A 13,267-nucleotide genomic window follows, 5' to 3' on the forward strand; every position below is an offset into this window, starting at 1 on the left:
AACAAAGGCTCCCGCGGGAGCCTTTGTCTTGTCTGCCGCCCGCAGCACTTGCTCGGGCAGCGGCGCGTGAGCAGGTCCTCAGACCGTCTCGATCGCCTTGCGCATCTTCTTCAACGCAGCCACCTCGATCTGGCGGATGCGCTCGGCGCTGACGCCGTATTCCGAGGCCAGTTCGTGCAGCGTCATGCCGCCCGAGCTGTCGTCGTTCACCTTCAGCCAGCGCTCTTCCACGATGCGGCGGCTGCGGTCGTCCAGTGCTGCCAGCGCCTGGGTGATGCCGTCGCTGGAAAGATGGTCGCGCTTGCGGGCTTCCAGCACACGGGTCGGTTCATGGGTGTCATCGGCCAGGTAGGCGATGGGCGCGTAGCTCTCTTCGCCGTCGTCGGTCTGCGGCTCCAGGGCCACGTCGCCGCCCGACATCCGGGTTTCCATCTCGATGACTTCTTCCGGCTTCACATTCAGCTGCTGAGCCACCACGTCCACCTCGTCGGGCGTCAGCGTGTTGCGGAAGGTTTCGGTGTCACCGGCCTGGCTCTTCAGGCCCTGCTTCATCGAGCGCAGGTTGAAGAACAGCTTGCGCTGGGACTTGGTGGTGGCCACCTTCACCATGCGCCAGTTCTTCAGGATGTATTCGTGGATCTCGGCCTTGATCCAGTGCAGCGCGTAGCTGACCAGACGCACGCCCTGGCCCGGATCGAAGCGCTTGACCGCCTTCATCAGGCCGACATTGCCTTCCTGGATCAGGTCGCCCTGCGGCAGACCGTAGCCCATGTACTGGCGCGACACCGATACCACCAGGCGCAGGTGCGACAACACCAGCCGACCGGCGGACTGCACATCACCATCGGCCTGCAGCTTGCGGCCGAGTTCGGATTCTTCCTCGGGGGTGAGCAGAGGAATGCGGTTGACCGCCGTGATGTAGGCATCCAGGTTGCCGATGGACGGCACCATGGCCCACGGGTCACGCAGGGCAACAGCGGTGGGGGTGGTCTTGATGTTCATGCCGAGTCGGAGTGTCTGAAAGACGAAAGGTTCCAGAGATATTAGCACTCTCCGAAGAGGAGTGCTAAACCCTGGAAAAGCCCCCGAAGCGACCTTTTTGGCGGTTTCCCGCCGTCAGACGTTGAACAGGAAGTTCAGCACGTCGCCGTCCTTGACGACGTATTCCTTGCCTTCAGCGCGCATCTTGCCGGCGTCCTTGGCCCCTTGTTCACCCTTGAACTGGATGAAATCGTCGAAGGCGATGGTCTGGGCGCGGATGAAACCGCGCTCGAAGTCGGTGTGGATCACGCCGGCGGCCTGTGGGGCGGTGTCGCCCACATGGATGGTCCAGGCGCGCACTTCCTTCACGCCTGCGGTGAAGTAGGTCTGCAGGCCCAGCAGCTTGAAGGCCGCGCGGATCAGGCGGTTCAGGCCCGGCTCGTCCTGGCCCATTTCTGCCAAGAACATCGCGCGGTCTTCATCTTCCATCTCCGCCAGCTCGGCTTCGGTCTTCGCGCAGATCGCCACCACGAAGCCCTTCTGGGCAGCGGCGTATTCCTTCAGACGCTCAAGGAAGGGATTGTTCTCGAACCCGGTTTCCGAGACGTTGCCAACGAACATGGCCGGCTTGGCCGTGATCAGGCACAGCGGCTTCAGGATGACCAGCTCGTCCTTCGAGAAGTCGATCGAGCGAACAGGCTTGGCCTGGTCCAGCGCCGCCTGGCACTTCTCCAGCACCTTCACCAGCGCTGCGGCTTCCTTGTCATTGCCCGAGCGCGCGGCTTTGTTGTAGCGGTGCAGGCTCTTCTCCACCGTGCCCAGGTCAGCCAGGCAAAGCTCGGTCTGGATGACCTCGATGTCGGAGATCGGATCGACCTTGCCCGACACGTGGATCACGTTGTCGTCTTCAAAGCAGCGCACCACATTGACGATCGCATCGGTTTCGCGGATGTGGCTCAGGAACTGGTTGCCCAGGCCTTCGCCCTTGGACGCGCCCGCCACCAGGCCAGCAATGTCCACGAACTCGACGATGGCCGGCAGGATGCGCTCAGGCTTGACGATCTCGGCCAGCGCAGCCAGGCGGGGGTCAGGCACTTCCACCACGCCGACGTTCGGCTCGATCGTGCAGAACGGGTAGTTCTCGGCAGCGATGCCAGCCTTGGTCAGGGCATTGAACAGGGTGGACTTGCCGACGTTGGGCAGACCGACGATGCCGCACTTCAGGCTCATGGGGAACTTTCGCTGTTGGGGACGGGAATGAAACGGTGGGGCCAGCAAGGGCACCAAACCGCGCATTTTAAGGCGGCTCCCTACAATCGGCTGCATGAGCAACCTGGATGTGCGCATTCTTGGCACCGGCATCGTCAGCCGGACCCTCGCCCTGGCCCTCGCCCGACGGGGGCTGCGGGTGGCGCTGCAGGCCCGATCAGCCGCGGTGCCTTCCCAGCCTGACCTGCGCGCCTACGCGCTCAACCCGGCCTCGGTGGCGCTGCTCACCGACCTGAAGGTGTGGGACGCCTTGCCCGCCGACGCGCGTACTGAAGTGCACGACATGCGGGTGGCGGGTGATGCCCCCGGCGCGCAGCTGGCCTTGTCGGCGTGGCAGCAGGCCGTGCCGGCCCTGGCCTGGATCGTTGACGCGGCTGCGCTGGAAGCCACCCTCGACGCCGCATCGCGCTTCGCCCCGAATGTCGAATTGCAGGAAGAGCCGGCCCCCGCGCCCCTGACCGTAGTCGCCGAAGGCAAGGCCTCGGCCGCCCGTGAGCAATTGGGCGTGCGCTTCGAGCGGCATGCCTATGGCCACAGCGCGCTCGCAGCCCGCTTGGTCAGCGACCGGCCCCATGCCGGCGTGGCCCACCAGTGGTTCCGCTCGCCGGACGTGCTGGCGCTGTTGCCCTTCGACCGTCCGGAAGTCGGCCACAGCTTCGGCCTGGTCTGGTCACAGCCGGAAGAGCAGGCACGCAATTGGCTGACGGCCGAGCCCGAGGCACTGGAGGCCGTGCTCAACGCCATGACGGGCGGCGCGGCGGGCACCCTGCGCCTGGCCAGTGACCGCGCGGTGTGGCCGCTGGCGCTGGGCCATGCGAGTGATGTGTGCGGCCCCGGCTGGGTGCTGGTGGGTGATGCCGCCCATGTGGTGCACCCGCTGGCGGGCCAGGGCCTGAACCTGGGTCTGGCCGATGTGATGGCCCTGACCGATGTGCTGGCCAGCCGCGAAAGCTGGCGCAGCACCGGCGACCACGATCTGCTCAAGCGTTATGCCCGCCGCCGCCGGGCCGCCACATGGGCAATGGCCCGCACCACCGATGGCCTGTGGCAGCTGTTTGCGCAGAATCCACCCGGTCTTCGGGAACTTCGCAACGCCGGACTGAGTCTGGTTGAACACCTGCCCCCCCTCAAGCGCTGGCTGGTTGGTCGGGCGCTTGACGTATAAAGCGCGTTCCACGGCTCTGCGTGCGGGCCATTCACCTCAGGATGTTCATGCTGTCTCACCACCTTCGCCGGCCGTCCGGCCTGCACCGCGCCTTCCTGCTGTCGCTGACGGCCGCGGCCCTGACCAGCCCGGCCTGGGCTGACGAAGCCGCCATCCGCAAGACGCTGGCCGACCGCATGCCCAGCCTGCCGAAGATCGACGAGATCAGCAAGACGCCGGTGGCGGGGCTGTATGAAGTGCGCATGGGTGCCGAGCTGCTCTACACCGACGAGACCGGCAACTTCCTGATCGACGGCTCCATCTTTGACACCAAGGCCCGCGTCAACCTGACGCAGGCGCGCGTTGAAAAGCTCACGGCGATCGACTTCGCCAACCTGCCGCTCAAGGACGCGATGGTCATGAAGCAGGGCAATGGCTCCCGCAAGATGGCGGTGTTCGCCGACCCGAACTGCGGCTACTGCAAGCGCCTCGAAAAAGACCTGCTGACCCTGAAGGATGTGACGATCTACACCTTTGTGCTGCCCATCCTGGGTGGTGATTCGGCCTTGAAGTCGCGCAACATCGTCTGCGCGAAAGAGCCGATGAAGACCTGGCGCAGCTGGATGATCGACGGCGCGGTGCCGGCCCGCTCGGCCGAGGGCTGTGACGCCACCGCGCTGGAGCGCAACCAGGAATTCGCCCGCAAGTACAAGATCAACGGCACCCCGGCCCTGGTCTTCGAAGACGGCACGCGCGCCCCGGGGGCCTGGCCCGCTGATCGCATCGAGAAACAACTCGTCGCGGCCCGCAAGTCCTGAGCGTCCGGTTGGCGCCACGGTCTCTCGCCGCAGCCGCCCCGAACGCCGGGCGCTGAAGCGACAATGCGCGCCCATGAGTGACCTACACCTGACCCCTTCGCCCCACGCGGCCGAGCCGCCACAACTGGCTCGCCGCCTGGGCCACGCCGGGTTGATTCCGTTCGTGCTCGGCGCCCTGCTGGTCTGGCTGGTGGCGCACAACCCCGACGCACACGCCTTCGTGACGCTGGCACTGGCCGGTTACGCGGCCACCATCGTGGCCTTCCTGGGCGGTGTGCACTGGGGCCTGGCCATGCGGGTCGATGGGCCTGGCCCGCGTTCTTTCCGCTGGGCCATGGTGCCGCCGCTGGTGGCCTGGCTGGGCGTGATCATGCCCGCCTATGCCGGCCTGGCTTTGCTCGGCGCCATGCTCATCGTCTGCTACGTGGTGGATCGCCGCCTGTACGTGGTCAACGGCCAGGCCCACTGGCTGACGCTGCGCTTCCGCCTCACGCTGGTGGCCTCGCTGGCCTGCTTTTTTGGTGCCGCCGGCACCTGACACTCCACAAGACACCCCCGCCCATGGCTGACATCCTCTACCGCATCGAGCCCGTCGACCTGACCGGTCACCGCTACCAGGTCACGCTGACCATTCCGGCGCCGGCTGCCGACCAGACCGTCAGCCTGCCGGTGTGGATCCCCGGCAGCTACATGGTGCGCGAGTTTGGTCGCCACCTGAGCGGCATGACGGGCCGCCAGGGGCAGACGCCTGTCGCCCTGACCCAGCTCGACAAGACCACCTGGCAAGCCGACTGCACTGGCCGCACGGCGCTGGTGCTGCAGTACCAGGTCTATGCCTTCGACAACTCGGTGCGCACCGCCTGGCTGGACGACGAACGCGGCTTCTTCAACCCCACCAGCCTGTGCCTGCGGGTGCATGGCCGGGAAGCCGACGTGCATGCGGTTCAGCTGGCCGGCCTGCCCACGGGCTGGGACGTGGCCACGGCGATGCCGGCGGCAGCCAAGGGCCGCAACGCCTTTGTCTCGGCCAATTACGACGAGCTGGCCGACCACCCCTTCGAGCTCGGCCGCTTCTGGCGCGGCAGCTTCGACGCCGGCGGCGTGACGCACGAGTTCGTGGTGGCCGGCGCGTGGCCGGGCTTTGACGGCGCCCGCCTGCTGGCCGACACCAAGCGCATCTGCGCGGCCCAGATCAGCTTCTGGCACGGCCGCAAGAAGCCGCCGTTCCAGCGCTACGTCTTCATGCTCAACGTGGTGGAAGAGGGCTACGGCGGCCTGGAGCACCGCGCCAGCACCGCGCTGATCGCCAACCGCCGCGACCTGCCGCGCCAGGGTGATCCGGCCAAGGACGCATCCGAGGGTTACCTCACGCTGCTGGGCCTGATCAGCCACGAGTATTTCCACACCTGGAACGTCAAGCGCCTCAAGCCCGCCGAGTTCCTGAACTACGACTACACCCGCGAAAACTACACCGAGCTGCTGTGGTTCTTCGAGGGCTTCACGTCATACTACGACGACCTGTTCCTGGTGCGCGCCGGCCTGATCGACGCCCCGCGTTACCTGAAGCTGCTGACCCGCACGATCAACGGTGTGGCCGCCACGCCGGGCCGTGCGGTGCAAAGCGTGGCCGAGTCCAGTTTTGATGCCTGGGTGAAGTACTACCGCCAGGACGAAAACACGGCCAATGCCACGGTGAGCTACTACACCAAGGGCTCGCTGATCGCCTTGCTGCTGGACCTGCGACTGCGCGCCACCGGCGAGGCTTCGCTGGATGATGTGATGCGCGGCTTGTGGGCCACCTGCCCGGACGGCGGTGTCACCGAGGCGGCCATCCTGGCCCAGGTTGAAGCCTTGGCTGGCCCGATGCTGCGCCTGGAACTGCTGGGCTGGGTGCATGGCCGCGGTGACTTGCCGCTGAACGATGCGCTGGCCGCCAACGCCGTGAACATCGGCGCAGACAACGCGGCCTGGGCGGCGGGTCTCGGCCTGCGTCTGTCCGAAGGCCCCGTCACCGGCATCGTGGTCAAGTCGGTGCTGCAGGGCAGCGCGGCGGCCGAGGCCGGCCTGAGCGCGGGCGACGAGCTGCTGGCCGTGGAAGGCTGGCGCGTGCGCCGCTTCGAGGACGCCCGCCAGTGGGTGGCCCCTGACCAGCCCTTCGAGGTGCTGTTGAGCCGCCAGCAGAAGGTGCGCAGCGTGCGCATCACGCCGCAGGCCGAGGCGCCGCTGGCCGCCACCTGCGCCTTGACGCTGAACCACGCCGCCCCGGCGCCTGCGCAAGCCCTGCGCAAGGCCTGGATCGGCACCTGAAGCGTGGGTGCAGCCGGTCTTCGGTGACAACGTGCTGCACCTTGGCCCTGACCCGCTGAAGCAAGCGAAGACGTGACTCCCTCCCGGCTGATCCCGTCGCGCCGCGTGGCCTGGTGGCTCTCGCTGCTGCTGGTGCTGCTGGCGCATGCCTGCGTCGGTCATCAGGTGCTCGACAGCCAGATCGGCGATGGCGATGCGAGCACGGTGCCCGAGGCCATCGACGTGGCCTTCGTGCGCGAACTTGCGCCCACCACGCCGCCGGTGCTGACCGCAGCCACACCGCCCGTGGCGGTCGCGGCCGCCGCGCAGCCGGCTTCCAGCCCGGCCAAGGCGGCGTCGTCGCCGGATGCCGCCGCCTCAATGCCGCCCCGCCTCGCTGCCGGCGAGGCCCTGCCTGAACTCGGTGCGCCAGAGCCGGTCATCGTGCCCCCCGTGGCGCAGGCCGCCAGCATGCCGCCACCCGTCATCGTGCCGGGCCCGCTGGATGCCCCGGCGGGCCTGCCACCGGCCGCCACGACGGCGGCGACAGCTGCCTCGGCCCCGGTGGCGCAGGCCATGGACTGGCCGCCTTCCACCCGCCTGCGCTACAAGCTGGAAGGCAACTTCCGCGGCCCCTTGTTCGGCACGGCCCAGGTGGAATGGCTGCGCCAGGAGGCGCACTACCAGGTGCGGCTGGGCGTGAAGGTCGACCCCGTGTTCGAGCGGCGCATGCTCAGCGACGGCACCCTCACGGCAGCCGGGCTGGTACCGCGCCGCTACGACCAGCAGACCGACATCCCTTTCCGGGGCACACGCACCGAGACCGTCCAGTTCGACAACGACGTGGTGCGCCTGGCCAACGGACAAAGCGTGGAGCGCCCGGCCGGCGTGCAAGACACCGCCAGCCAGTTCGTGCAGATGACCTGGCTGTTCCTCTCGCGGCCGCAGCAGCTGCAGGTGGGGCAGTCGGTGGAGTTTCCGCTGGCGCTGCCGCGCCGCCTGGGCCGCTGGACTTACGACGTGGTGGAAAAGGTGGAGCTGGCGCTGCCATTCGGCACCGTCGAGGCCTTCCACCTGAAGCCCCGATTGACCGGCAGCCGGCCGAACGAGTTGTCGGTGGAAATGTGGATCGCGCCTTCGCTGCAGTACTTGCCGGTGCGCATCGGCATCCGCCAGGACGCGGAAACCTGGCTCGACCTGCAATTGCAGCAACGCCCGCAGCAGGCCGCGCCCCGCTGACCCAGAATATCGACATCGCCCGCACCCGAATCGGGCATCACTGGAGACTTGCCAATGACCTACGAATGCATCCTGACCGACGTGCGCGGCGAAGGCGCCCTGAAGACCGGCCTGATCACGCTCAACCGGCCCAAGCAGATGAACGCCCTGAACGACCAGCTGATGGACGAGCTGGGCCAGGCGCTGCTGGCCTTTGATGCGGACGACGGCATTGGCTGCATCGTGGTCACCGGCAGCGAAAAGGCCTTTGCGGCCGGCGCCGACATCGCGGCCATGAAGGACTACGACTTCGCCCACACCTATCGCCACGAATACATCAGCCGCAATTGGGAAACCATGCGCAAGGTGCGCAAGCCCGTCATCGCGGCCGTGGCCGGTGTGGCGCTGGGCGGTGGCTGTGAAGTGGCGATGATGTGCGACATGATCGTCGCGGCCGACAACGCCCGCTTCGGTCAGCCCGAGATCACCATCGGCGTGATTCCGGGCGCCGGCGGCACCCAGCGTCTGCCGCGCGCCATCGGCAAGGCCAAGGCCATGGACATGGTGCTGACGAACCGCTGGATCACCGCCGCCGAAGCCGACGCCTGGGGCCTGGTGTCACGCGTGGTGCCTGCCGCCACGCTGATGGACGAAGTGATCGCCATCGCCGAGAAGATCAACGGCCTGGGCCAGCTGGCGCTGTTCGCTGCCAAGGAATCGGTGAACCGGGCGTTTGAAAGTTCGCTCAACGACGGGCTCTGGTATGAGCGCCGCCTGTTCCACGCCATGTTCGGCACGGCCGATCAGCGCGAAGGCATGGCCGCGTTCCTCGACAAGCGGCCGGCCAAGTTCAACGCCGCCGATTGACCGGCGCAGACCTGATCGGCTCAGTTCAGGTTAGGTCAGGGTTGCAGCCAGCGCGCACCGTCTGCGCCGAGCAGGGCGCGGCGATGCCCGCTGGGCTGCAGCGACAACCAGTCGATCGACACGACTCGCGCCTCGATCACCGCGAAGTGACCTCGGTTTTCGCCGGCCGGCGGGCCTTCGTGGGCTGCGCCCGCAGCGTCGAGCAAGGAGCCCGGCGCCTGCGGGGCGAGGTAGTCATTCGCGGCACGGCTGAGCTGCATCGAGGCCCAGCGCGACGACACCGCCAGCCCACTGGCCAGCAGCGACAACTGCACCCGCAGCCGCAACTGCCAAGCCAGCTCGGGGCACCAGGCCACGATCAGGCCCTGCGGTTGCTGCTCAATCTGCCCGGCCTTGGGGGAGCGGGCGTCCGTGTAGAAGCGCAGCACCTGCTGCGAGGCATCGGCCTCCCGCAGGATGACGGTGCGCGCATCCGGCGCGCCCTCATGGTCGACCGTGGCCAGTGTCACCTGCCGCCAGCCATGGCCGCGATCACGCGCGGCCCGGGTCAGCTCGGCCCAGACGCGGCCGTGCAGCTCGTCGAGTTGCACGGGGTCTGGGGCAGGGTGGGGCACGGCAGACATGAAGCTACTTTCGCGGCAAGCGTGGCCTGGCGCCACCCCGTCAAACCCGCAAGGGGTCAGCTTTCGCGGCGCAGGGCCGGGAACAGGATCACGTCACGGATGGCCGGCGAGTCGGTCAGCAGCATCATCAGGCGGTCAATGCCGATGCCGCAGCCGCCCGTCGGGGGCATGCCGTATTCGAGGGCGCGGATGAAATCGGCGTCGTAATACATCGCCTCGTCGTCACCGGCTTCCTTGTTCTCGACCTGGGCCAGGAAACGTGCGGCCTGGTCTTCGGCGTCGTTCAGCTCCGAGAAGCCATTGCCGAACTCGCGGCCGGTGATGAACAGCTCGAAGCGTTCGGTCAGGGCCGGGTTGGTGTCCGATGCGCGGGCCAGCGGGCTCACCTCAACCGGATAGTCGATGATGAACGTCGGCTGCCACAGCTTTTCTTCCACCACGGCTTCGAACAGGCCGAACTGCAGCTGCGCCAGCTTCCAGTGCTTCGGCGGCTCTTCGCCCAGGGCGGTGAGCTTGGCGTGCACGGCTTCTGCCGAATCGGCTTCGGCTTCGCTCAGGCCGGCGTGGGCCACCAGCGAATCACGCACCGACAGGCGGGCGAACGGCTCATCGAGGTGCACTTCACGGCCGGCGTAGCTCACGCGGGCCGAGCCGGTGGCCGAGCGCGCAGCGTGGCGCAGCACGGCTTCGGTGAAGTCCATCAGGTCGTGGTGGTTCCAGTAGGCCGCGTAGAACTCCATCATCGTGAATTCCGGGTTGTGCCGGACGCTCACGCCTTCATTGCGGAAGTTGCGGTTGATCTCGAACACGCGCTCGAAGCCGCCCACCACCAGTCGCTTCAGGTACAGCTCGGGCGCGATGCGCAGGAACATTTCCTGGTCGAGTGCGTTGTGGTGCGTGACGAACGGACGGGCATTCGCGCCGCCGGGAATCGGGTGCAGCATCGGCGTTTCCACTTCCAGGAAGCCGTGCTCGACCATGAAGTTGCGGATCGAGGCCACGCCCTTGCTGCGGGCGATGAAACGGGTGCGGGCCGTCTCGTCCATCATCAGGTCGACATACCGCTGGCGGTACTTCTGTTCCTGGTCGGTCATGCCGTGGAACTTGTCAGGCAGCGGGCGCAGGCTCTTGGTCAGCATGCGCACCATGGTGGCCTTGATCGACAGCTCGCCGGTCTTGGTGCGGAACAGCGTGCCTTCGCAGGCAATGATGTCGCCCATGTCCCAGTGCTTGAACGCAGCCAGCACGTCAGGGCCAACGTTGTCCTGGGTGATGTAGAGCTGGATGCGGCCCGTGGCGTCCTGCACGGTGGCGAAGCAGGCCTTGCCCATCACGCGCTTGAGCATCATGCGGCCAGCCACGCTGACCGTCACGGCCTTGGGCTCCAGCTCTTCGTTCGGCAGCTCACCGTAGGCGGGGTGCAGATCGGCAGCGCGGTGCTGCGGCTTGAAGTCGTTCGGGAACACGGCCTGGCCCGCGGCCTTGGCCTGCTCGCGCATCACAGCCAGTTTTTCGCGGCGTTCGGCAATCAGCTGGTTGTCGTCGGTCGCGGCGGGTGCGGTGTGGTCTTGGCTCATGGGGCGGTGGCTCAGGGGTGCTGGGCGGTATTGCTTGGGCGGTACGGCGCTTTGGCGGTACCAGGGTCGGGCGGCCGCGGCGTTCAGGCGCTTCCCCCCGGTGGGAACCCGCGATTTTAAGCGTCTGTGCCGGGGCAGCAGAGGGCAGAACTAAAATTGCCGTTTTGATTGCTGAGGTGCAGGCAGCCCGCGTGTGGACGGGCGGCGCGCCGCAGCCACTCTCATGCATCGCAAAGTTGCCGTTGTTGGTCTGGGTTATGTGGGCCTGCCTGTGGCCGTGGCATTTGGTCGCCATGCGCCCATCGTCGGGTTTGACATCAATGCCGCCCGGATTGCCGAGCTGCGTGCCGGCCACGACCGCACCGACGAGGTGAGTGCTGAAGACCTGGCCCGCGTGCAGGTGCTGTACACCGACCAGATCGACGACCTGCGCGCTGCCGACTTCTTCATCGTGGCCGTGCCCACGCCCGTGGACAGCGCCAACAAGCCCGACTTGTCGCCGCTGATCGCGGCTTCCCGTACCGTGGGCAAGGCGCTCAAGCGCGGCGACATCGTGGTGTACGAATCCACCGTCTATCCCGGCGCCACCGAGGAAGACTGCGTGCCGGTGCTGGAGCAGGTCTCCGGTCTGAAGCACGGCGTCGATTTTTTCAGCGGCTACAGCCCCGAGCGCATCAACCCGGGCGACCGCGAGCACCGCTTCGAGACCATCCGCAAGATCGTCTCCGGCTGCGACGCCGCCACGCTCGACATCGTGGCCGAGGTGTATGCCTCGGTGGTGACCGCCGGCGTGCACCGCGCGGCCAGCATCAAGGTGGCCGAGGCCGCCAAGGTCATCGAGAACACCCAGCGCGACCTGAACATCGCCCTGATGAACGAGCTCTCGGTGGTGTTCGCCCGCCTGGGCATCGACACCGGCGAGGTGCTGGCCGCGGCCGGCACCAAGTGGAACTTCCTGCCCTTCCGGCCCGGCCTGGTGGGCGGGCACTGCATCGGCGTTGACCCGTATTACCTGACCTACAAGGCCGAGCAGCACGGCTACATCCCGCAGGTCATCCTGGCCGGCCGGCGCATCAACGACAACATGGGCCGCTACGTGGCCCGCAACACCGTCAAGCTGATGCTGCAGAACGGGCTGGATGTGCCGCGCTGCCGCGTTGGCGTGCTGGGCCTGACCTTCAAGGAAAACTGCCCGGACATCCGCAACTCCAAGGTGATCGACCTGGTGAACGAGCTGCGCGACCACGGCACCACCGTGGTGGTGATGGACCCGCATGCCGACCCGGCCGAGGTGCTGCATGAATGCGGCATCACGCTGGCCGACCCTGCGGCTGAAGCGCCGTTCGATGCACTGGTGGTGGCCGTGGCCCACCGCGAATACCGCGCCCTCAGCGTGGCTGACCTGCGCGCCCTGGTGCGCGGCAGCAAGCCCGTGGTGGCCGACGTGAAAGCCCTGTTCCCGCGCGATGAACTGGCCGCCGCCGGCACCACCGTGTTCCGCCTCTGAGCCCCGAATTGCAACCTGAGCCCCGCATGAAGAACTTTGCACTGATCGGCGCTGCCGGCTACATCGCCCCGCGCCACATGCGCGCCATCAAGGACACCGGCCACCACCTGGCCGTGGCCTATGACATCAACGACTCGGTCGGCATCATCGACAGCATCGCGCCGCAGGCCGAGTTCTTCACCCAGTTCGAACGCTTCCAGGAATTTGCCCACCAGCTCAAGCGCCAGCCGGCCACGCAGCTGCACTATGTGTCGGTGTGCAGCCCCAACCACCTGCACCACGCGCACATCGCGGCGGGCTTGCGCCTGGGTGCGGACGTGATCTGCGAGAAGCCGCTGGTGCCGACGCCCGAGTTGCTCGATGAGCTGGCGCTGGTCGAGCGCGAAACCGGTGGCCGGGTGCACAACATCCTGCAACTGCGCCACCACGACGCCATCCTGAAGCTGCGCGAGAAGGTGGCCGCGGCCCCGGCCAATACCAAATTCGACGTCGAGCTGACCTACATCACCTCGCGCGGCAAGTGGTACGCCGAGAGCTGGAAGGGCGACCCCCGCAAGTCCTTCGGTGTGGCCACCAACATCGGCGTGCACTTCTTCGACATGCTGCACTTCATCTTCGGCCAGCTGCAGACCAACGTGGTGCACCACAACGCCGAGCAGAGCGCGGCAGGCTATCTGGAATACGAGCGCGCCCGGGTGCGCTGGTTCCTGTCGATCGATGCGAATGACCTGCCTGACGGCGTGAAGGGCAAGAAGCCCACCTTCCGCAACATCGACATCGGCGGCGAGCAGCTGGAGTTCTCCGAAGGCTTCACCGACCTGCACACCGTGAGCTACCAGGAGATCCTGGCGGGCCGCGGTTATGGCCTGGCCGATGCGCGGCATTGCGTGGAAACCGTCAACGTGATCCGTTCGGCGCGGCCGGTGGCGGCGGGCGCTGATGCCCACCCGTTCATTCGCCAGCGTCAGGCCTGAGCA

At 67.0% G+C, this 13,267-nt stretch carries 12 protein-coding genes; 8 read left to right on the forward strand and 4 right to left on the reverse strand.

Going from position 1 to position 13,267, the window contains the following annotated elements; genetic code table 11:
* Positions 1–78: 78 nt before the first annotated feature.
* Together rpoH and ychF are read right to left on the reverse strand one after the other, a co-directional pair.
* On the reverse strand, positions 79–1,002 hold the full coding sequence (rpoH, locus tag AACH00_RS01380; RefSeq protein ID WP_341397145.1) for an RNA polymerase sigma factor RpoH: 924 nt from the start codon (positions 1,000–1,002) through the stop codon (positions 79–81).
* 114 nt (positions 1,003–1,116) lie between these two features.
* On the reverse strand, positions 1,117–2,211 hold the full coding sequence (gene ychF, locus AACH00_RS01385; protein WP_341397146.1) for a redox-regulated ATPase YchF: 1,095 nt from the start codon (positions 2,209–2,211) through the stop codon (positions 1,117–1,119).
* Between the two features lie 94 nt (positions 2,212–2,305).
* On the opposite strand from ychF, the gene AACH00_RS01390 reads away from it, so the two are divergent.
* The 6 genes from AACH00_RS01390 (at position 2,306) to AACH00_RS01415 (ending at position 8,583) form a co-directional block, all read left to right on the forward strand.
* Positions 2,306–3,415 carry an FAD-dependent monooxygenase gene (locus AACH00_RS01390; protein WP_341397147.1) on the forward strand — a complete coding sequence of 370 codons (1,110 nt, stop codon included), beginning with the start codon at positions 2,306–2,308 and terminating at the stop codon, positions 3,413–3,415.
* A 47-nt stretch (positions 3,416–3,462) separates the two neighbouring features.
* Positions 3,463–4,212, forward strand: a complete 750-nt coding sequence (locus tag AACH00_RS01395) for a DsbC family protein (protein ID WP_341397148.1) — start codon at positions 3,463–3,465, stop codon at positions 4,210–4,212.
* Positions 4,213–4,285: 73 nt separating this feature from the next.
* Entirely contained in the window at positions 4,286–4,750 is a 465-nt protein-coding gene (locus AACH00_RS01400) for a DUF3429 domain-containing protein (protein ID WP_341397149.1), read from the forward strand.
* Positions 4,751–4,773: 23 nt separating this feature from the next.
* Positions 4,774–6,519 carry a M61 family metallopeptidase gene (locus AACH00_RS01405; protein ID WP_341397150.1) on the forward strand — a complete coding sequence of 582 codons (1,746 nt, stop codon included), beginning with the start codon at positions 4,774–4,776 and terminating at the stop codon, positions 6,517–6,519.
* A gap of 72 nt (positions 6,520–6,591) precedes the next feature.
* A complete protein-coding gene (locus AACH00_RS01410) occupies positions 6,592–7,737 on the forward strand; it encodes a DUF3108 domain-containing protein (RefSeq protein ID WP_341397151.1) in 1,146 nt (381 codons plus the stop codon).
* A 54-nt stretch (positions 7,738–7,791) separates the two neighbouring features.
* Positions 7,792–8,583, forward strand: a complete 792-nt coding sequence (locus tag AACH00_RS01415; protein WP_341397152.1) for an enoyl-CoA hydratase — start codon at positions 7,792–7,794, stop codon at positions 8,581–8,583.
* Positions 8,584–8,618: 35 nt separating this feature from the next.
* On the opposite strand, the gene AACH00_RS01420 is transcribed toward AACH00_RS01415, so the two are convergent.
* A complete protein-coding gene (locus AACH00_RS01420; RefSeq protein WP_341397153.1) occupies positions 8,619–9,206 on the reverse strand; it encodes a pyridoxamine 5'-phosphate oxidase family protein in 588 nt (195 codons plus the stop codon).
* A 56-nt stretch (positions 9,207–9,262) separates the two neighbouring features.
* On the reverse strand, positions 9,263–10,783 hold the full coding sequence (gene lysS, locus AACH00_RS01425; RefSeq protein WP_341397154.1) for a lysine--tRNA ligase: 1,521 nt from the start codon (positions 10,781–10,783) through the stop codon (positions 9,263–9,265).
* Between the two features lie 223 nt (positions 10,784–11,006).
* Here lysS and AACH00_RS01430 point away from each other — a divergent pair, with 223 nt between their 5' ends.
* Both AACH00_RS01430 and AACH00_RS01435 read left to right on the forward strand, forming a co-directional pair.
* Positions 11,007–12,290, forward strand: a complete 1,284-nt coding sequence (locus AACH00_RS01430) for a nucleotide sugar dehydrogenase (RefSeq protein WP_341397155.1) — start codon at positions 11,007–11,009, stop codon at positions 12,288–12,290.
* Between the two features lie 26 nt (positions 12,291–12,316).
* Positions 12,317–13,264, forward strand: coding sequence for a Gfo/Idh/MocA family protein (locus AACH00_RS01435; protein ID WP_341397156.1), 948 nt, complete (start codon positions 12,317–12,319; stop codon positions 13,262–13,264).
* The last annotated feature ends 3 nt before the right edge of the window (positions 13,265–13,267 follow it).

The sequence above is a fragment of the Ideonella margarita genome, assembly GCF_038066635.1.
GTDB classification, from domain to species: domain Bacteria; phylum Pseudomonadota; class Gammaproteobacteria; order Burkholderiales; family Burkholderiaceae_C; genus Ideonella; species Ideonella margarita.